The organism is Salirhabdus euzebyi, assembly GCF_014207435.1.
Classification (GTDB): Bacteria; Bacillota; Bacilli; order Bacillales; family Alkalibacillaceae; genus Salirhabdus; species Salirhabdus euzebyi.
Window position 1 is genome coordinate 1 of record NZ_JACHGH010000005.1, and the last position, 19,683, is coordinate 19,683.

18 protein-coding genes and 1 riboswitch are annotated in these 19,683 nt (G+C 36.2%); of the genes, 6 read left to right on the plus strand and 12 right to left on the minus strand.

The genetic code is table 11. The features are described 5' to 3' along the window. Positions 1-186 precede the first annotated feature (186 nt). The gene (gene metK / locus HNQ94_RS09000) at positions 187-1,383 is read right to left on the minus strand and encodes a methionine adenosyltransferase (RefSeq protein ID WP_174497803.1); all 1,197 of its coding nucleotides are present in this window, start codon (positions 1,381-1,383) and stop codon (positions 187-189) included. A 622-nt stretch (positions 1,384-2,005) separates the two neighbouring features. On the opposite strand from metK, the gene pckA reads away from it, so the two are divergent. The 4 genes from pckA to HNQ94_RS09020 all read left to right on the plus strand — a co-directional run bounded on the left by pckA (position 2,006) and on the right by HNQ94_RS09020 (position 6,369). Then, positions 2,006-3,598 (plus strand): phosphoenolpyruvate carboxykinase (ATP), encoded by a 1,593-nt coding sequence (gene pckA, locus HNQ94_RS09005; protein WP_174497804.1) that lies wholly within the window; start codon positions 2,006-2,008, stop codon positions 3,596-3,598. A 193-nt stretch (positions 3,599-3,791) separates the two neighbouring features. After that, positions 3,792-4,796, plus strand: a complete 1,005-nt coding sequence (locus HNQ94_RS09010) for an ABC transporter substrate-binding protein (protein WP_174497805.1) — start codon at positions 3,792-3,794, stop codon at positions 4,794-4,796. Positions 4,797-4,808: 12 nt separating this feature from the next. Beyond that, a complete protein-coding gene (locus HNQ94_RS09015) occupies positions 4,809-5,579 on the plus strand; it encodes an ABC transporter ATP-binding protein (protein WP_174497806.1) in 771 nt (256 codons plus the stop codon). Continuing rightward, positions 5,566-6,369: an ABC transporter permease gene (locus tag HNQ94_RS09020; protein WP_221452533.1), complete on the plus strand. Its 804-nt coding sequence runs from the start codon at positions 5,566-5,568 to the stop codon at positions 6,367-6,369. The genes HNQ94_RS09015 and HNQ94_RS09020 overlap by 14 nt, the downstream gene beginning before the upstream one ends. Before the next feature lie 16 nt (positions 6,370-6,385). Here the strand turns inward: HNQ94_RS09020 and ytkD are convergent, their stop codons facing one another. Then, entirely contained in the window at positions 6,386-6,862 is a 477-nt protein-coding gene (ytkD, locus tag HNQ94_RS09025) for an RNA deprotection pyrophosphohydrolase (protein ID WP_174497807.1), read from the minus strand. A gap of 29 nt (positions 6,863-6,891) precedes the next feature. After that, on the minus strand, positions 6,892-7,443 hold the full coding sequence (locus tag HNQ94_RS09030) for a hypothetical protein (protein ID WP_174497808.1): 552 nt from the start codon (positions 7,441-7,443) through the stop codon (positions 6,892-6,894). A 143-nt stretch (positions 7,444-7,586) separates the two neighbouring features. Here HNQ94_RS09030 and HNQ94_RS09035 point away from each other — a divergent pair, with 143 nt between their 5' ends. Beyond that, positions 7,587-8,363, plus strand: a complete 777-nt coding sequence (locus HNQ94_RS09035; RefSeq protein WP_174497809.1) for a DUF6612 family protein — start codon at positions 7,587-7,589, stop codon at positions 8,361-8,363. A gap of 83 nt (positions 8,364-8,446) precedes the next feature. On the opposite strand, the gene HNQ94_RS09040 is transcribed toward HNQ94_RS09035, so the two are convergent. The 8 genes from HNQ94_RS09040 to HNQ94_RS09075 all read right to left on the minus strand — a co-directional run bounded on the left by HNQ94_RS09040 (position 8,447) and on the right by HNQ94_RS09075 (position 17,699). Beyond that, the gene (locus HNQ94_RS09040) at positions 8,447-8,761 is read right to left on the minus strand and encodes a hydrolase (protein ID WP_174497810.1); all 315 of its coding nucleotides are present in this window, start codon (positions 8,759-8,761) and stop codon (positions 8,447-8,449) included. A 297-nt stretch (positions 8,762-9,058) separates the two neighbouring features. After that, the gene (locus HNQ94_RS09045; RefSeq protein ID WP_174497811.1) at positions 9,059-9,889 is read right to left on the minus strand and encodes an ABC transporter ATP-binding protein; all 831 of its coding nucleotides are present in this window, start codon (positions 9,887-9,889) and stop codon (positions 9,059-9,061) included. Between the two features lie 315 nt (positions 9,890-10,204). Beyond that, positions 10,205-11,305 carry an o-succinylbenzoate synthase gene (gene menC, locus HNQ94_RS09050; RefSeq protein ID WP_174497812.1) on the minus strand — a complete coding sequence of 367 codons (1,101 nt, stop codon included), beginning with the start codon at positions 11,303-11,305 and terminating at the stop codon, positions 10,205-10,207. A gap of 1 nt (position 11,306) precedes the next feature. Then, positions 11,307-12,788: an o-succinylbenzoate--CoA ligase gene (locus HNQ94_RS09055; protein WP_174497813.1), complete on the minus strand. Its 1,482-nt coding sequence runs from the start codon at positions 12,786-12,788 to the stop codon at positions 11,307-11,309. A 123-nt stretch (positions 12,789-12,911) separates the two neighbouring features. Then, positions 12,912-13,730, minus strand: a complete 819-nt coding sequence (gene menB, locus HNQ94_RS09060) for a 1,4-dihydroxy-2-naphthoyl-CoA synthase (RefSeq protein WP_174497814.1) — start codon at positions 13,728-13,730, stop codon at positions 12,912-12,914. Between the two features lie 38 nt (positions 13,731-13,768). Then, positions 13,769-14,572, minus strand: a complete 804-nt coding sequence (gene menH / locus HNQ94_RS09065; RefSeq protein WP_174497815.1) for a 2-succinyl-6-hydroxy-2,4-cyclohexadiene-1-carboxylate synthase — start codon at positions 14,570-14,572, stop codon at positions 13,769-13,771. After that, positions 14,572-16,311: a 2-succinyl-5-enolpyruvyl-6-hydroxy-3-cyclohexene-1-carboxylic-acid synthase gene (gene menD / locus HNQ94_RS09070; protein WP_174497816.1), complete on the minus strand. Its 1,740-nt coding sequence runs from the start codon at positions 16,309-16,311 to the stop codon at positions 14,572-14,574. The genes menH and menD overlap by 1 nt, the downstream gene beginning before the upstream one ends. 2 nt (positions 16,312-16,313) lie before the next feature. Then, complete coding sequence (locus tag HNQ94_RS09075; protein WP_174497817.1) at positions 16,314-17,699, minus strand: isochorismate synthase; 1,386 nt, start codon at positions 17,697-17,699, stop codon at positions 16,314-16,316. Between the two features lie 262 nt (positions 17,700-17,961). On the opposite strand from HNQ94_RS09075, the gene HNQ94_RS09080 reads away from it, so the two are divergent. Then, entirely contained in the window at positions 17,962-18,348 is a 387-nt protein-coding gene (locus HNQ94_RS09080; protein WP_174497846.1) for a hotdog fold thioesterase, read from the plus strand. 433 nt (positions 18,349-18,781) lie between these two features. Here the strand turns inward: HNQ94_RS09080 and HNQ94_RS09085 are convergent, their stop codons facing one another. Beyond that, positions 18,782-19,360: an ECF transporter S component gene (locus HNQ94_RS09085; protein ID WP_174497818.1), complete on the minus strand. Its 579-nt coding sequence runs from the start codon at positions 19,358-19,360 to the stop codon at positions 18,782-18,784. 141 nt (positions 19,361-19,501) lie between these two features. Further along, a riboswitch (FMN riboswitch) is annotated at positions 19,502-19,648 on the minus strand. Positions 19,649-19,683: the final 35 nt, after the last annotated feature.

Genomic DNA, 19,683 nt, shown 5'->3' on the forward strand with positions numbered 1-19,683 from the left:
AGGTCAAAAAAAATAAAAGGGGAAGAAACAATCCCCCTGAATAAATATAGTTGAAACATTGTGATTCAATTTTACACAATAACGTGGACTTGACTATTTTTCTCCTCCTAACACCCGTAATTGAAACAATTAATAGCAGTTATACATAAAAAGCCTCGGTACATGAAGTACCAAGGCTTTACCAGTTTACCCTAAATTATTTTTCAACTCATCAACTTTATCTGTTTTTTCCCAAGGGAATTCAATATCCGTACGACCGAAGTGCCCATACGCCGCTGTATCTTTGTAAATTGGACGTCTTAGGTCTAACATTTTAATAATCCCTGCTGGACGTAGGTCAAATGTTTTTCTAATTGCATTCACCATATCTTCTTCAGATACTTGACCTGTTCCAAACGTGTTAACGGAAATAGATACTGGTTGCGCTACCCCAATTGCATACGCCAGCTGAACTTCACAAGAATCAGCTAGACCAGCAGCTACAATATTCTTTGCTACGTAACGAGCAGCATAAGCGGCAGAACGGTCCACTTTTGTAGGATCTTTACCACTAAATGCTCCCCCGCCATGACGGGCAAATCCGCCATATGTATCCACGATGATTTTTCGGCCAGTTAAACCTGCATCACCTTGTGGACCACCAATGACGAAACGACCTGTTGGATTTATAAAGTATTTTGTATCTTCATCAATTAGTTCTGAAGGCACTACTTCATTAATAACATGTTTTTTCAAATCCCCTTGAATCTGTTCTAAGGTTATCTCAGGGGCATGTTGAGTAGATATAACGATAGTGTCAACACGAACTGGCTTGTCATTCTCATCATATTCGACAGTTACTTGTGTTTTCCCATCTGGACGTAAATATTCAAGTGTATCATCTTTACGTACATCCGCCAGTCTTTTGGCAAGTTTATGAGATAAAGAAATTGGTAATGGCATTAATTCAGGAGTTTCATTCGTTGCAAACCCAAACATCAAACCTTGATCACCTGCACCAATCGATTCAAGCTCTCTATCTGACATTTGACCCTCTCGTGCTTCTAATGCTTGGTTTACCCCTTGAGCAATATCGGCAGATTGTTCATCGATTGCCGTTAGTACAGCACAAGTTTCTGAATCGAATCCGAATTTAGCACGTGTATATCCAATTTCCTTAATCGTGTTACGTACAATAGATTGAATATCAACATATGCTGTTGTCGAAATCTCTCCTGCAACTAAAACTAAACCAGTTGTTACTGTCGTTTCACAAGCTACGCGAGCATTTGGATCTTTTTCTAAAATGGCATCTAAAATAGAATCTGATATTTGATCACTGATTTTATCTGGATGCCCTTCTGTTACGGATTCTGAAGTAAATAGCCGACGCTTTACAGCCATTCTTTTTGTTTCCTCCTTTTATTACGAACACATATTTTTCTATCGGATGATATCCGGTTTTTTATCTTTATGAACAAAGAAGATATTATGTTCTAATAACGATTTATGTGGACATCACACACTATCTTTACTTAATTTAACCGAAAATGACGGAATATAAAACGAATAAACTTACCTTTTTTAAAAAGAAAAGCGTAATCGATTAGATAGTCCTACCATATATAAGCCAGAAATTTGTAATAAGGGATTGACTTAGCACCCAGTGGACTATACGCTTGAGCTAGACGATGAGGAAAAGGTAGGTTTATAGTGTTGTTTATCATGCTACATCTATGTAATCATTATACGGTATTTTAATGGATACCTTATGTTAAATAACAGGGTACCCATTCGCGAATTATCATATCGTTTACAAAATAGATTGTCAAACAAACACAATTATATGCACAAATTTTCCATCGTTTCTATATATATACGAAAACAGTCATTATTCCCTAAAAATATCTTTAACATTTCTTATTTAATTTTCATCAATTAGTATGGACTATATTTTTTAATGTGTTATACTATTAGCAAATAAAGGTACTTTTTTGGAAATTATATAAAAAGGATGATGCTTTAAATGAATAATGTAAGCCATAAACCTATAAGTGAAGTGTTACAAGAATTAGATAATAAAAAAAATAATTTATCTACTCCTGATTTAGTAGAGAAAATTTTAGCACGTAAAGAAGGAATTTTAACTGCTACTGGTGCTGTTCGTGCCGTAACAGGTAAATATACTGGGCGTTCACCGAAAGACAAATTTATCGTAAAAGATTCTGTAAGTGAGAACAAAGTGGAATGGGGCTCTGTCAACCAACCTATCTCTTCTGATGTATTTGTGCGTTTGTATGAGAAGGTGATTCAACATTTAAAAGGAAAAAGTGAAATTTTTTCTTTTAAAGGTTTTGCAGGAGCAGATAAAAATTATCGTTTACCCATTCAAGTAGTGAATGAGTTTGCTTGGCATAATCTGTTTGCTAGTCAACTGTTTATCAGGCCGACAGAGGAAGAGCTAGCTGAACATAAAACAGAATTTACTGTTTTATCTGCTCCAACGTTTAAAGCAAATCCAGAAGTTGATGGCACAAATTCTGAAGCATTTGTCATTATTTCCTTTGAGCATAAAATTGTATTAATAGGTGGAACAGAATACGCGGGAGAAATTAAAAAATCTATTTTTTCTGTTATGAACTATTTGTTACCACAAAAGGACGTACTTCCAATGCACTGTTCAGCCAACGTTGGTGTAGAGGGCGATGTTTCCTTATTTTTTGGTTTATCTGGTACAGGTAAAACAACACTATCCGCAGATCCTAATAGAAAATTAATAGGTGATGATGAACACGCATGGTCAAACAGTGGTGTCTTTAATATTGAAGGTGGATGCTACGCAAAATGTATTAACCTATCTGAAGAAAAGGAACCACAAATATACAACGCTATACGTTTCGGTACAGTACTAGAAAATGTAGTATTAGATGAGACTACAAGAATGCCGGACTATGATGATACTTCCTTAACAGAGAATACTCGTGCAGCTTATGCAATTGAAAATATTGATAATATTATTTTACCTAGTATTGCTGGCCATCCACGGACAATTATCTTTTTAACGGCTGATGCATTTGGTGTACTGCCGCCGATTAGTAAATTAACAAAAGAACAGGCGATGTATCATTTCCTTAGTGGTTATACAAGTAAGCTTGCTGGTACGGAAAGAGGAGTAACTTCTCCTCAAGCAACGTTCTCCACTTGCTTTGGTTCTCCATTCTTACCATTACCTGCAGCAACTTATGCAGAAATGCTTGGGGAAAAAATTGACCAATTTAAGGTGAATGTGTTTTTAGTTAATACTGGTTGGACTGGTGGTTCTTATGGTGAAGGAGAACGAATGGACCTCTCTCATACTAGAGCTATGGTGCGTGCAGCATTAGAAGGTGAATTGAACAAAACAGAAACTGTAAAAGATCCTCTTTTCGGTTTAGAAATCCCTGTTCATTGTCCAGGTGTTCCTAACAAAGTACTAATTCCAAGGAAAACATGGAAAGATCCGAACCAATACGATGAAAAAGCAAAACAGCTTGCTACACAATTCCATGAGAACTTTAAAAAGTTTCCGAATGTATCAGATGAAATCGCTCAAGCAGGTCCTTTGTATCTGCGCAAATAATTATCGCTCTCTCATATCCTATATATATATTTCTTTCGCTGCTTGCCAATATGTGCAAGCAGCTTTTTTTTATAGAGAAGATTAACTAGTTACTCTACACATTTTCTTATGGGCTATCACACATTTTACCCAACAGCATAATATATTTTTAGCTTCATCATTTTACTTAAGAATAAGGAGGATGACATAAATAATGAAAAACGTCCGAAGATTTATGAGTATTGTTTTTTCATTGATATTGATTTTTGTAATGAGCGCTTGTTCAAATAGTGATTCTTCAAATAAAACCTCTTTAAGTGTTGCAGAGGTTACACGTTCTGTATTCTATGCCCCTCAATATGTAGCAATTGAAAAAGGTTTCTTTGAAGAAGAAGGCTTAGAAATTGATTTAAAGACGACATGGGGTGGAGATAAAACAATGACTACCTTAGTGTCTGATGGAGCCGATATCGCACTAGTAGGTTCAGAAACATCCATTTACGTCCATGCAAGAGGAGCAAATGACCCTATTATTAACTTTGCTCAGTTAACACAAAAAGATGGTACATTTCTTGTTTCAAAAGAACCTAAACCTAACTTTAAGTGGGAAGATTTAAGAGGCAGTAAATTCCTAGGCCAACGTAAAGGTGGCATGCCACAGATGGTTGGAGAGTACGTACTGAAACAAAAGGGAATTGATCCTCAATCGGATTTAGAGCTGTCTCAAAATGTTGACTTTGCAAATATTCCAAATGCATTCCAAACTGGTGATTACGAGTATGTCCAATTGTTTGAACCAACAGCAAGTGTTTTTGAGAAGGAAGGCAACGGTCATGTAATTGCATCGTTTGGAGAGGCATCTGGTAAAGTACCTTATACGGTTTTTATGGCTAAGCAATCTTTCTTGGAAGATAACAAAGAAACTACTGAAAAATTCACAAGAGCGATTTATAAAGCACAGCAATGGGTGGAAAAAACAGATGCTACAGAAGTTGCTGAAGTAATCAGCCCCTATTTCGAAGACACAGATGTAGACATCATTGCATCTTCTGTAGAGAGATATAAATCTGCAGGGGCATTCGCGACTGACCCTATCTTAGATGAAGAAGAATGGAATAACTTAAAAGCAATTATGGATGAAGCTGGAGAATTACCTGAAGATGTGGATCACGGTACACTCGTGAACACACAAATTGCAGAAAAAATTATAAGTGAGTAGAGGTGAACATCATTGGCATTCCTAACAGTAAAGGATATCTCCCATCTATATTTGTCTGAAAAAAACTATACGAAAGCACTAGAAGATATATCTTTTGAAGTCAAAAAAGGGAGTTTTGTGTCCTTGATTGGCCCTAGTGGTTGTGGAAAAACAACCCTGCTATCCATAATAGCGGGGTTGATTGAACCGACTGATGGGGAAGTTTTATTAGAAGGAAAGCCACTTAAGACACAGGATTCTAATATTGGTTATATGCTGCAGCAAGATTATTTATTTCCTTGGAAAACAATAATCGATAATGTATTAATCGGACCTCACATTCAAAAGAACTTAACGCAATCTGTAAAAGACAAAGCAATGGAACTACTTGATGAAATCGGAATTGGCCAAACAAAGGATTCTTACCCTGACCAGCTTTCAGGTGGTATGAGACAGCGTGTTGCACTCGCAAGAACGCTTATTACAGACCCAAAACTTCTATTATTGGATGAACCATTTTCTGCTTTAGATTATCAAACAAAACTAAAATTAGAGAACTTAATATTAGAAATTCTCCGTAATTATGAACAAACTTCTGTTCTTGTCACTCATGATATAGGTGAAGCTATCGCCATGAGCGATAGAATCATTCTTTTAGATACAGCACCAGGAAAAATCGCAAAAATATTTGATGTTCCAAAAGAAATTGTAGAGCTCTCACCATTTGACGCTAGACAGGATCCTGTTTACTCAGAATTCTTCCAAACGGTATGGAAGGAGTTGGATAGCCTTGAGCAAAAATAATGATCAACTCCTTTTTGAACAATATAAACGTCAAAAAAGGAAAGAAAAAAGAGCAGTATACACTTGGCAAGGCATTATCTTTGTCTTGTTCTTTGGACTTTGGGAGTTATTTAGTCAATTAAGATGGATAGACCCTCTTATCTTCAGTTCCCCATCAAAAATTTGGGATCTTTTTCTAAAAAAAGCTGGAGATGGTTCTATTTGGATTCACCTACAAATTACCGGATTAGAGACAATAGCAGGTTTTTTACTTGGTACACTAATAGGTATCATCTTTGCCACGATTCTATGGTGGTCACCGAAACTGTCAAAGATCTTAGACCCCTATATTGTCGTGTTAAATGCAATGCCTAAAGTTGCATTAGGACCTATTATCATAGTAGCTCTTGGTCCCACTTATACGTCCATCATTGCAATGGGTATTATGGTTTCTGTTATTATTACAACCATCAACGTCTATACCTCGTTTAAAGAAGTAGATAAGAACTATATAAAAGTGTTAAAAAGCTTTAAAGCAAACCGCCGACAAATTTTTAAAGAAGCCATTTTACCAGCTTCTGTTCCAACAATGATATCCACGTTAAAAATTAATGTTGGACTCTCCTGGGTAGGTATTATTGTTGGTGAGTTTTTAACATCAGAGCAAGGGTTAGGCTATTTAATAATTTACGGATTCCAAGTGTTTGATTTAACACTTGTCTTACTCAGCTTATTATTGATTGCAATATTTGCTGCTATTATGTACCAAATAGTTGAAGGCATAGAAAGAAAGTTAATAAAAAATAGATAACTTGAATGAAGCCCAGCTACTGAATTAGCTGGGCTTTTTCAAGGAATTGAAGACTATTTACTAGTACTCCATCCTTCATCATGAAACTAAAGGAAGGAATATCTGTTAGGTTTTGCGGAAGATCAGAAAGTAAAACAGGTCCTTCTGTTTCATAGTAATTTCGCTGTTTCACTAATTGATTTACTTTAGCAAAATAAACATTTTTAATAACCGCTCCGCCTTTACCGTCTACATAATATTGTCCTAAATAGGTTAAGTCTTCTACAATTCCACCAGTTTCTTCAAACACTTCTCGTTCGGCAGCCTCCTCAGGTGTTTCACCTTCTTCTACCTTACCACCGGGGAATTCCATCCCTCTGTCCTTATGCTTTGTTAACAACCATTTATCTGCAAACTTTGTAATAACCCAAACATGTTTTGGATCTGCGGAAAATGGATTTTTTGTAAAGGAAAGCGTTACTTCATTATGATAAAAGTCTTTAAATTTAATCATTTTTTTCACTACCTTTTATATAGCTGCATTTATTCCTTTGGATAATTGACATCTTCTATTGTCCAACCCTTATCATCAATATATTTAAATTGCATTTTAATTTTGTAGTTACCATATAGATCACTACTGTTAGTTTGTACAATTTCTATATGATTTTTACTAATTTCTGTTTTCGTATAAGGTTGATCATGAACAAACCATGGTGGTGTCTCCGTAGGAATAATATATAATTTATTGTCATGTTCTTTATAATATAAATCCACGATTTTTTTTGCAAGTGAAAGGCTAGAAAAGGAGGAAAAACTATTCGCTAATTCTTCCTTGCTTCGATAGTTTACTACTTGGTAATTGTTATCCACCTCCTGAACAAGGTGGTCCATAAATTTATCCGTAATGGCAACAATAGTTTCTTCTGTTAAGGATGGTTGTCCCTCGTTAGTTATAGAGTGAATGGAATTAATGTTTATTTTATTTTCATGAATAATGGGCTGATTAAGATTAGAATTTGCTTGAGTTGGAAAACTGGTAAGATAAAAGATGGTTAGTCCAATAATAAAATGCTTGGAATTGAGGAAATGCATGTTCTTCCTCCTCTAACTATTTATTTATTTACATATCCGTTATTTCATATATATAAACTTTTTAGACTTTCTTTCATTAAAACGGAAATTAATTTATACTTTTTTTAACAATATATGTTTAAAAACGATTGGGAGGTTTCATTTTGTTAAAAAAACTTTTACTTACCTTAATTTTAATTTTTACTTTAAGTGCGTGTTCGAATATTGACAATTCCGCAAAAGAAATTTATGAAAAGACAATGGAAGCAAGTCAAAATTTAGAAAGTTTTCAAATGGAAATGGACATGAATCAAGAAGTTTCCATTCCAGAAATGGAACAAGCTTTCTCAGTTGAAATGAAATCTATTGCTAAAATCCATGTAGAACCTCAAGCTTTTTATCAGCAGATGGAATTTTTAGATCAAAAGGCGGAAATGTACTTCACCGATGAAGGCTTTTTTATTCAACAAGGTGGGGATCAAGGGTGGATAAAGGCACCTGCTGAAATGGTTGATCAACTAAATGCCATGCAAGACCAACAATCTCCAAGCCAGCAGTTAGTACAACTAGAAAACTATATAGAAGATTTTGAATTGGAAGAGCACCCTGACTATTATGAAGTATCTTTGTATTCAAAAGGAGATAAAATGCTTGATTTGATAAAGGAACAACTTGAACAAAACAATATTACTGGAACAGAGTTAGATACAGAGATGTTGAACAACGTTAAAATCAATCATGTAGATATCATATTTAGTGTTGATAAGGAAAACTATTATCCGCTAACATTTAATATGAGTATTGAAATAGAAGATACACAAAACGGACAATCTTCGGTTGCAAAAATAGATGTGAACGGTGTTTACAGTAACTTTAACGAGGTTGAAGAAATTAAAGTTCCAGAAGAAATTGTTAACTCTGCACAAGAAATGACCCCATAAAACGACTCTAGATGTCCTTGGAGAAAAACTAAATATTTTTATTATAAATAAACCTCGCTAAATTTTTGCGAGGTTTATTTGTTTTATACATCTTTTAGGATACCCATTGATTCGATATGCTTTTTCGTTTTTTCGTCACCTAGTTTGTACAACATCTCATAAACTCGGTACATTCCTTCGTCATATTGATCATTTGTCTTATCATTATGGTATTCCATAATAGGGATGTGAGCGCGAATCCATGTTCCCAGTTCGGAATTATACATTTCATCCATTACTTCTCGAAGTAGCATTATTTCTTCAGGAGTGCCGTAAATTACAAAATGATTGTTATTATAAGCCTGTAATCTAGATATTTCATGGGTCCCTATATCAACATAGAACTTTTCTTTTTCCATCACTTTAACCTCCTTCACCTATTTTTCACTCTTTTTTATTTATTATGAGTGTCTGGCATGAAACAATTCATCTTATGGGAAAAGGGTTCAGTACCAAAGCTTTTAAAACTAAGCACGACTTTTCATATCTCCACAAGTGAAAAAATACAAATTATTAAACATATTAAAAAAACTTGGCTAGTCGCCAAGTCCTTATGGTTTTTCTTATACTTTAATCCTTTAACAAAGTTAAACTTTCTTAAAGTACAAAAAATCCCGCTAGTCAGCGGGATTTATGTAACTATATTATCGTGTCCGTTACTGTAACACTTTTATACTTTTTTGAATTTCTTCTTTGATTAAACAACGACCTTTACCGTGTGGTATACACATCGGTGTTCCAAACAAAGGATCAAGTGTAACATCACAATTCATTTTAAAAACGCTATGGACTAAATCACAAGTAATAATTTCTTCTGGCTTACCTTGTGACCAAATCTGTTTATCCTTAATTGCTACGATATGGTCAGCATAACGACATGCTAAATTGAGATCGTGTAGGACCATAACAATCGTACGATTACTTTCTTCATTTAATTCAAATAGCAGATCTAAAATTTCTATTTGATGAGTTAAATCTAAATACGTAGTTGGCTCATCCAGCAATATTGTCTCTGTGTCCTGTGCTAGGGTCATGGCAATCCAAGCGCGTTGCCTTTGTCCACCAGATAAGGAATCTACAGGACGATCTTTTAAATCCATCATATTTGTTGAAGAAAGAGCTTCTTCTACTGCTAAATCATCGTCTTTGGACCATTTTTTCATAAACCCTTGATAAGGATATCTACCTAGCCTGACAAGTTGGGATACTGTTAGTCCTTCAGGAGTAGCTGAGCTTTGGGGTAAAATAGACATCTCCCTTGCAACCTCTTTTGTTTTCAGCTTTGCAATATTCGAACCATTAAGTACGACATGCCCAGATTTAGGATTCAACAGTCTAGCTAAAGAACGTAACAAGGTGGACTTTCCACACCCATTACTACCAATAAAGGCAGTTACTTTCCCTTTAGGTACTTCAATATTTAATGCATCTATAATAACATCGTCACCATATGCTAATGTTAAATTATTGGCTGCAAGTGATTTCATAGAAAATCTCCCCTTTGCCTTCTGAAAACTACTGTAGTTTTATGTATAAACCTACAGTTAGTGATTATGATAATTATTCTCAATCTCTACTTTAGTTGAAAATGATTATCATTTCAAGTACTCATTATAAATTTTTTAAAAAAATTACTTGTCTCAACACAAAAAGTTGCAAAAATTTTGTTTGACAAAACGTCAATGATGATCAAAAATCACCTGTACCCCCTTTAGTTATGCTTATAAAAAATGGTTACTTTCCATGCTAGTAGAAATAAAAAAGACCCTACAGTACTTTAACTGTGGGTCAGCCACTTTCCCTCACATTTTTATAAAAGCTTGACGTTTTGTAAGTGACTCGATATATTCCTTATCTATGTCAAAGCCAATACCTGGACCTAAGGGTACTTTTACTTCACCATTTTCTACTTTTATTTCTGGAAAAACTATATCCCTTTTCCAATAACGTTTTGATTCAGAAATGTCGCCAGGAAAAGAGAAACCTGGTAAAGAAGCTAAGGCGATGTTATGAGCACGGCCAATTCCGGTATCTAGCATTCCTCCACACCATAACCTGATGTTATGACTCATACTATAGTCATGAATCTTTAATGCTTCTGTTAATCCCCCAACACGGTTCATTTTCACATTGATAATGGAACAGCTTTTAAATTCTTTTGCCTGAATAGTATCTGTTATCGTCTCCACACTTTCATCTAAACAAATAGGCGTACTTATTTGACTTTGTAGTTTCGAATGCAAGTAAAAGTCGCGCTGTTCAAAAGGTTGTTCTATCATCAAAATGTGAAGAGAATCTAACGAGCGCAGATGATCAAAGTCTTTCTCCTTATACATTCCATTTCCATCAAACATAACAGGAACATCAGGTGCTACCTTTCTAAACTGTTGGATTTGCTCTCTTTCTTTATACTTGTCTACTTTAAGTTTATAACGTTTATACCCTGCCGCCTTATATTCAGCTACCTTCTCCTCGAAATCATCTTCTAAACTTAGTACAACACCTGCTTCAACCTGCTCTTTCGTACCTTTTATCATTTTAGACAAACTCATGGAATTCTGTTTCCCATACAAATCCCACAAAGCTGCTTCTAATCCTGCTTTAGCCATAAAATGACCTTTATAAGATGAGAGAAGTTCATTTACGTCGCTTGGCTGTGTTATCGTCCCTTTATTCAATGCAGGAACAAAGAGGTTGGTTAACATATGCCATGCTGTGTCTATTGTCTCTGCCGTATAAAAAGGAGTAGTAAAAGGTACACAATCACCCCATCCACTTGTCCCATTTTGATCGACCGCTTCTACAATAATTGCTTCCCGTTCTGATACGGACCCAGCATGGGTGACAAATGGTGTACGAAGGTTCATACCTATGTGAAAAAGGTTAATTTGGCTAAGATTCATGTTAATCCTCTTCTCTTTTTACCCATTCCAGTAGTTCTCTTCTTAGAAGCTTTTTGGACGCGTTACGCGGAAGTTCATCGACAAAAAAGAACTTTTTTGGAATTTTGTATTTCGCCAGACGGTCTTTGCAAAAGGTTTTTAATTGGTTTATGTCTTGGGAATGCTTACTACCAGCCTGAACAATAAAAGCGACAGGAACTTGTCCCCATTTTTTATCTGTTATACCAACTACACCCGCATCTTTCACACTATCCAATTCTTTTAATACAGATTCAATTTCAGCTGGGTACACATTTTCACCACCTGAAACAATTAAATCCTTACGTCGATCGACAACATATAAATACCCATCCTCATCAAGATACCCTAAGTCCCCCGTATGAAGCCACCCATTTTGAAAGGCTTCCTTGTTCGCTTCTTCTCTTTTATAATAACCTCTTGTTACCATTGGACCTTTCACCATGATTTCCCCAATGTCATTGGGCTCAAGCTTTTTTCCTTCTTTAACGATCTTTACTTGAGCAGTGAATAATGCTTTGCCAGCAGAACCAAGCTTATGAAGAGCATCCTCGTGACTTAAAGTAACAATTTGTGAAGACGTCTCAGTCATTCCATATGTTTGAAACACGGGTACTCCTTTTTTCTTACATTTTTCTAATAATGGCCTTGGAACCGGCCCCCCACCTAACAACATACAGCGCATAGAAGACGGATAATTTTGCTCCCCAAGCTCACCCAAGAGCTCTTCTAACATGACTGTTACAACAGAAACAATTGTTATTCCTTGGTCCATTATGTCACGGTGGATAGCTTGCTTGGAATATTTCGTATGTAAATGAACTGGAATCCCATATACAGTACTTCTAATTAAAATCGATAGTCCACCTACATGAAATAAAGGTAAAGTTGCTAACCATCTATCTTGTTTATGTAAACCTAAATTAAGTGCAGAGGAAACTGCACTCCAAAAGTGATTACCGTATGTTAATTGTACTCCCTTAGGAAATCCAGTTGTTCCGGAAGTATATAAAATAGTAAAAATCTGCTCTAAGTCCATTTCTGTTGGAATATTGAAGCTTGTTTCCTTTTGCTTTTCAATAGCCGTTAAAGAATATGTATCCCTACTGCTTACCGTTAAGTTTTTAATGTCCGCTTCGTATATATCTTCATACAATAAATAAGTACAAGCTGCATCATCATATTGAAATTGCCATTCAGTACCCGATAGCCTCGTATTGAGCAATACTACGGAACAATTTATATATGTCATAGCATGAATTGCCACAACCATTTGGTAAGAGTTGCTGGAAAGTAATGCGATGCGATCTCCACATTTTACACCACAGCCTATAAGTTTTCCTGCAAACGTTACTGCATCCTGACGAAGATTAGCAAACGATATAGTTGTCCCGTCTGTTAATTGGATGGCTGTTTGATTAGGTGATAAAAAAGCTCGTTTTTCAAGCCAATGTGGAATTTCCATTTTTATTACATCCTTTCCTATTAAGTAAAAATAGTAGTAAACGAAGAAAAGTGCCTTAAAAAAGACCCCTATCGATATTATACGATAAGGGTCCTTGAAGAAAAAACAATAGATGTTATGGTATTAAGGAAAACGCGGAAATTGTTTAAAGTCAGGCTTTCTTTTTTCTTTAAAAGCATCGCGACCTTCTTTTGCTTCATCCGTTGTGTAGTAAAGTAGTGTCGCGTCTCCGCCCATTTGCTGAAGTCCAGCTAATCCGTCTGTATCTGCATTAAATGATGCTTTTAAGAAACGAAGAGCAGTAGGTGATTTCTCCAATATCTCCTCACACCACTGAACTGTTTCTTCTTCTAGCTTGTCCAATGGTACGACTGTATTAACCATTCCCATTTCATACGCATCCTGTGCAGAATACTGACGACATAAGAACCAAATTTCACGAGCTCTTTTATGTCCAACCATACGAGCAAGTAAACCTGCACCATAGCCAGCGTCAAAGCTACCCACTTTAGGTCCTGTTTGTCCAAAAATAGCATTGTCAGCAGCGATTGTTAAATCACAAACTACATGTAATACATGACCTCCACCAATTGCATATCCGGATACCATTGCAATAACAGGCTTTGGTATAACACGAATCAATCTTTGTAAATCTAATACATTTAAGCGAGGGATTTCGTCATCTCCCACATAACCACCATGTCCACGAACTTTTTGATCCCCACCTGCACAAAAAGCATCATCACCTTCTCCAGCTAACACAATTACACCTACTGACGAATTGTCTCTAGCACGTGAAAAAGCATCAATTAATTCCGTAACTGTTAAGGGACGAAAAGCATTTCTTACTTCTGGGCGATTAATAGTAATTTTCGCAATCCCATTATACGTTTCATACTTAATATCTTCGTAATCTCTTTCTTTTGTCCATTCAATTGCCATTGTATATCCTCCTTTTTCATAACGCTTACATATTAGGACTATTCATTATGTAAAATGAAGTCACTTACTATTTTACCAAAAAATTTCGGTTGTTCCACATGAACAGCATGTCCCGCATCCATTATCACTTTATGAATCGCATTAGGCAACAGCTTTTGCATATCGTTATTAATTTCCACAAACTTTTGATCGTAGCTTCCAGTAATGAAAAGAGTTGGTATTTGGATGTATGAAAGCTTGTCCCACAAGGAAGGCTGCTTTCCTGTTCCCATGTAACGTAATGAATCTGCGAGCCCTTTTCCCTTTTGTGAAAGTCGCTCTTTTTTTATCTTCTCTTGTACAGCTTTCGGCAAACGTTTTTGAGAAGCGAATAAGGGTATATGTGCCCAATACTCCACAAAATGTTGCAAACCCTCTTCTTCGATCATAGTAGCTAACATCTCATCATTTTTTATTCGTAGTTCTTGCTCTTCTTGCGTTTTTAATCCTGGAGAACCACTTTCCACTATTAATGTTTTAACCATTTCCGGGTACATATTAACAAATGATATAGCTGTTCGGCCACCTAATGAGTAGCCAAGTATATGGACGTGATCATATTCAAGTGTTTTTAAAAGATGAAAAATGGCAGCACAAGTAGTTTGCATAGAATAAGGGGGATGAACCTCTGTTTGACCGTGCCCCGGCAAATCGATTGTAATTACTTGGAATTTGTTTTGCCACTGGCTTCGCAACGTTTCCCAAGTATGAACGGTTCCTGTGAAACCGTGAAGAAGGACAAGTGGAATACCTTCTCCCTCAATCGTTACCCAGTAACGGTCCCCATTATGTTCGATAAACATTAGTGATTTCCTACTATACGCAAAAGCATTTTCTCAACATCCTGCCACAGTTCTCTATGCCAACTAACATTTTCATCCCTGTTCGTTACTATTTCTAGCATTTTTATTCCATTCGATTGATAGGCTTTTTCTAGTTCATCTTCAAAATGACTCCAAGATTCAATTCTTGCATAGTAGCCTTCGTACAAATGAGCTATTTTTTGAAAGGATAGATCTAGAGGAGTTCCGAACAAAACTTCAAAATGCTTTGGTTCTTGAGCTTGAGGTAAAAAGGAAAAGATTCCTCCACCATTGTTATTTATTAATACAATCGTTAAATCTATGTTACATTGCTTCGCAGCTAAAAGACCATTCATATCATGATAAAAAGACAAGTCACCAATTAACAAGGTTACCTTTTTCCCATGGGCAGCAGCACCAATAGCAGAAGAAACAATCCCATCAATACCGTTCGCTCCTCTGTTGCCAATGATCTTCACTTCTGCACTAGTTCCCATAAAAAACGTATCTACATCCCGTATAGGCATACTGTTACCCACATATAAAATATGATTATCACCTAAACATTTTTGTATAGTCGTAACAGCATGTCCTTCTGTTAAAACCTCTGAATCTTCTTTCCATTTTCTTTTAACCGTATTATTTAATTCTATCCAACGATTAGTAAACTCTGCATCATTCTCTAAATTGACTTCTGCACATGCTAAACAGAAGGCATGAGGATCTGCATATACATATTGCGTATTTAGTAATGCAGGCTCTCGATATCCTTCTGTTGACTCAACAACATAATGAGGAATGTCTCTATTTTCTTTCACAAAGAACAAATATGGTTTGGAAACAGGCATTGCTCCGAACCGAATAATATAATCTGGTTTTAGTTTTGCTCTTATATCGCTACTCTTTAAGATGGTATCGTACGCCTCAATTAAGAGACCTTTCTCATTTTTACCTGCTCTTAGCTGAGATAAAGGATCTGCTAGCACAGGCACATTCCATTTCATCGCTAATTTAAATATCGCTTCTCTAAATTCCATGTCCATCTGGGGTCCACAAACAATTAATCCTTTTGCTTTATCTTTTATGTGGGAAACAATACCTTCCAGTTGTCTTTCACTAAGTTCTTTTTTACCAGAAAAATGTGTGAAGAATGGGGCAGAACTCTCACTTTTCCCCCATAGATTTGGAAGAAAGAAATTAGGAATTAATGGTTCACGCAATGGAACATTAAGATGAACTGGCCCTGCATTGTCTTGTTCAGCAGTCGAGACAGCTCTCGAAGCAATACTTCGAACGTAATGTAACATATTGTTTTCTATTTCTGGAAGAGCCATTTCGTGAAACCATTTCACATAGTCTCCGTACATTTTCACCTGATCTATCGCTTGCGGAGCACCGACATCACGTAGTTCATGTGGTCGATCTGCAGTGACGACAATAAGCGGTACACGGCTGTAGTATGCCTCCACAATAGCAGGCAAATAATTAGCAGCTGCGGTGCCTGATGTACAGAGTAAAACAACTGGTTTATTTATTTCCTTTGCCATACCTAAGGCAAAAAAGGAGGCAGATCGCTCATCCAAATTTACCCAATGTTTCATTTTAGGATGTTCCGCAAACATCAGGGCTAATGGGGTGGATCTTGAACCAGGAGAAATAACCACATCCGTTACACCACTTTTTGATAATTCATCTACGAAATGAGCTACGAAATAAGAAAGATTTTCTGTATGATTCATTGTTATCCTCCCAAAGCTGCCAACATTGGTTGAAATTTTATTTCTGTCTCTTGGTACTCTTTCTCTGGACTCGAGTCCTTGACAATGCCACAACCAGCAAATAAAGAAGCTTCATTTGCTTTTACTAGACCTGATCGAATAGCAACAGCAAATTCTCCATTTCCACTTGCATCCATCCAGCCAATTGGAGCAGAATACCATCCTCTTTCTAAATCTTCATCTTCACGGATAAATTGTAATGCTTTCTCCCTCGGTACACCGCCCATAGCAGGCGTAGGGTGTAATCGTTTCACAACCTCTAAAAGAGAGTACTCCTTTTTTAAAGTTGCTCTAACAGGTGTATATAAATGCTGTAGGTTTTTTAACGGCAAAAGTACAGGACTCGTTGGTACTTCTATTTCATCACAACAAGCTTCAACTGCCATTTTTATCATGTCTACTACAAAGGCATGCTCTTGAAGGTTTTTCTCGTCCTCTAACAACTTTTGACCAATTACTTCATCCTCGGCCATCGTTTCCCCTCTAGGGGCAGTACCGGCCAAGCATGTAGATAATAATTCGTTTGCTTCTACTTTTACTAATCTTTCCGGAGTGGCACCGATAAAACAATCATCTTCACTTTCCATTGCAAATACATAACTATTTTTTTGCTGCTCTAATAAATTATTTAATACATTTGGAATAGAAATAATTTCTCCAAATTTCACCTTTAATTCTCTAGCCAATACGACCTTGTCCAAACTCCCTAACTCGATTTGCTTGGTTGCCTTCACAATTGTATTTTTCCATTTATCCCCTAATACATCTTCTGCTTCTATTAGGCGATTGGAAGAGACAGAAGAATGATTTTTGCTCCCTAAAAAATGGGCTTTCTGTTCCTGTAAGTAATGGGCTATCTTCTCCGGAGAAGATTCTTCATTAATCAATACATTGTAGGTTAAATAACTAACCCCTTTATAAGTTGTTACTAAAAATTCAGGAATGACCATCTTGTTAGACTGAAAATTTTTCCACAGGTCACTTTCTTCTGTTTCATCAAAAGAAAATCCACCCATTAAAATAGGCCCAGTTCCTGGTAATTGGTAGGAATTATCAATAATTGCCTTTTCGATTAGATCGTTCCATTGGCGATCTATTTCGTTAAATCGATTTTGCTCAGCATGTAACATAGATGTGGAGCCAAAGCCAATTAAAACCAATTGGTTATCCGGGCTTGTCCAAAACATCCTTGTACCCTTATACATTTCAGCACTAGCATATAAGGCTACTGAATCAATGGAATTAATTTTCTCTGTGTAGCTATATAAATTGTTCTTACTTTTATATCGCAAAGCCTCTATAGCATTATCTAATGAATCAATTAATTTCTCCTGTGTTGTATCAATCATGCAAATTCCTCCGTTAAAAGGGGTTTAAAAAAATATATATTAGACCAGTTCTTATTTTATCTACTCAGTATAATATTGTAACATTTATTTCATATAAATGGGTTATTATCCTATTGGACAATCTGATATGGTAAAATTTATTTAGTTTCCTATCTATTTTATTCTGTTTAAGTGGAATGCTCAAGAAAGGTGCTACTATCCTTAACATGCTCTTACATAGAAATATCCATTACTATTTTATTCGGGGGTGAATCATTTGAATATGTCATTTGCTAATACGTTAATGGAGGCTTTACATATAGAACCGGTGGAATTACATCCAGAAAAAGTAGTCTTATCAATGCCAGTAGGTCCTAGAACACATCAACCGTTAGGGTTTTTACACGGTGGTGCTAGTGTTGCTCTTGCTGAAAGCGCTGCTAGTATTGGCGGATTTCTAAACATTGATCCAAACAAACACACGGTTTTTGGAATCGAAATCAATGCCAATCATATTAAAAGTAAACGAACTGGTGTCGTAAAAGGCATTGCTGTTCCTATTCATATTGGCAAAAACACAATGGTTTGGGAAATTAAAATAGTTGATGAAGAAGAAAATATGATTTCTATTTCTAGATGTACATTAGGTGTCGTTCCATTGAAAAAATAATGCTGCAGTTTGATGAGTGCTGTACGACCGCTTCGGCAGAATACTTCGCTTAGATTGATTTTCTGATTCAAGGATAGTGGTAAACCATATAGGATGTTAGAAAATTCTTCCTTATCAATACGACTATTTTTTCAACTTTCTTTTCCCCAATTCATCCGTACAGTAAAGATAAGCACATGCTTAGCAAAGGAAATACACGTAGACTCCTACGGGACAGCGAAGACGTTGAGATTGCGAGTGAGGAGGCTCAGCGCGCGAGGCCTAAGGTGCGCGTAGTGTATTTCCGTAGCGGCTGTGTTTCATGCATAATGTTACGTCGCAATTTCTATCAAATGTGATACAAATGACAATATGAAAAGGGCCAAAAATGAAGATATAACATAAAAACGTCTACGATTTTATTCGTAGACGTCTTTTTTTAAGTGATATATTTTTACGTATTATAAACAAGTTGCCGCTTTTCAATCCACGGTTTCATCTTCATGAACAACGGGACGAACAACATAGCAACAACTAATCCTTTCAAAGTATTAAACGGTAATATAGCTACCACTATTGTCGATAATTTAACTCCGTGGGACATATTTTCCCATCCCATAATCCAAGAATATGCTGGTAAGAAGAGAAAATAGTTTAAAATAGACATGCCAATTGCCATGATCATTGTACTCATGACAATACCAGAAATTACACTTTTTACGGTTTTATATTTGTGATAAAAGATGGCAACAGGTAATACAAACAACGTACCTGCTACAAAATTTGCTACAATCCCAACTGGATCTCCTGCTCCTGCATATAAAAAGTAAAGTCCATTCTTTAATCCTTCAACTAAAACCCCTGCAATTGGTGAAAAAATAAAGGCAGCCATAATGGCAGGTACATCACTAAAATCAACCTTCAAATAGCTAGGTAGTAAAGGTAAAGGAAAGTCCAGTAGCATGAGTAACATCGCCACAGTTGATAAAATAGATAAAACAATGAGCTTTAATAACTTTGGTGATTTTGACATAAATATTCTCCTCCATCATTTTCCTCCGATTCAAATCCCAGATGAAGGGGAGCGCATAAATCCTGATAAAAAACCCTTTAAGCTGGGCTTAAAGGGTTTTAGGCATAGGCAAATAAAGGTACAGGTGTACCAATATACGCTCCACATCTTCTCCCATCCAGACTTTCACTGTCGGTCCTGGATTTCCACCAGGTCCACCGTTTGGTATATAACCTTACGGGTCACGGACTTAGAACTGAACAGTTCATCACCGTCGGTCGGGAATTACACCCTGCCCCGAAGATAGAATCGATATTTTTTACACCCCTATTATAATATGAAAT

Bases quoted from the DNA above. Each gene is read 5' to 3' on its own strand.
- menC (WP_174497812.1), bottom strand. From the start codon at position 11,305: ATGAATCTTAGCCAAATTAACCTTTTTCACATAGGTATGAACCTTCGT.
- HNQ94_RS09030 (WP_174497808.1), bottom strand. From the start codon at position 7,443: ATGCATTTCCTCAATTCCAAGCATTTTATTATTGGACTAACCATCTTT.
- HNQ94_RS09055 (WP_174497813.1), bottom strand. From the start codon at position 12,788: ATGGAAATTCCACATTGGCTTGAAAAACGAGCTTTTTTATCACCTAAT.
- HNQ94_RS09085 (WP_174497818.1), bottom strand. From the start codon at position 19,360: ATGTCAAAATCACCAAAGTTATTAAAGCTCATTGTTTTATCTATTTTA.
- menH (WP_174497815.1), bottom strand. From the start codon at position 14,572: ATGTTTATCGAACATAATGGGGACCGTTACTGGGTAACGATTGAGGGA.
- metK (WP_174497803.1), bottom strand. From the start codon at position 1,383: ATGGCTGTAAAGCGTCGGCTATTTACTTCAGAATCCGTAACAGAAGGG.
- ytkD (WP_174497807.1), bottom strand. From the start codon at position 6,862: ATGATTAAATTTAAAGACTTTTATCATAATGAAGTAACGCTTTCCTTT.
- HNQ94_RS09045 (WP_174497811.1), bottom strand. From the start codon at position 9,889: ATGAAATCACTTGCAGCCAATAATTTAACATTAGCATATGGTGACGAT.
- menD (WP_174497816.1), bottom strand. From the start codon at position 16,311: ATGAATCATACAGAAAATCTTTCTTATTTCGTAGCTCATTTCGTAGAT.
- pckA (WP_174497804.1), top strand. From the start codon at position 2,006: ATGAATAATGTAAGCCATAAACCTATAAGTGAAGTGTTACAAGAATTA.
- HNQ94_RS09040 (WP_174497810.1), bottom strand. From the start codon at position 8,761: ATGGAAAAAGAAAAGTTCTATGTTGATATAGGGACCCATGAAATATCT.
- HNQ94_RS09010 (WP_174497805.1), top strand. From the start codon at position 3,792: ATGAAAAACGTCCGAAGATTTATGAGTATTGTTTTTTCATTGATATTG.
- HNQ94_RS09080 (WP_174497846.1), top strand. From the start codon at position 17,962: ATGTCATTTGCTAATACGTTAATGGAGGCTTTACATATAGAACCGGTG.
- menB (WP_174497814.1), bottom strand. From the start codon at position 13,730: ATGGCAATTGAATGGACAAAAGAAAGAGATTACGAAGATATTAAGTAT.
- HNQ94_RS09075 (WP_174497817.1), bottom strand. From the start codon at position 17,699: ATGATTGATACAACACAGGAGAAATTAATTGATTCATTAGATAATGCT.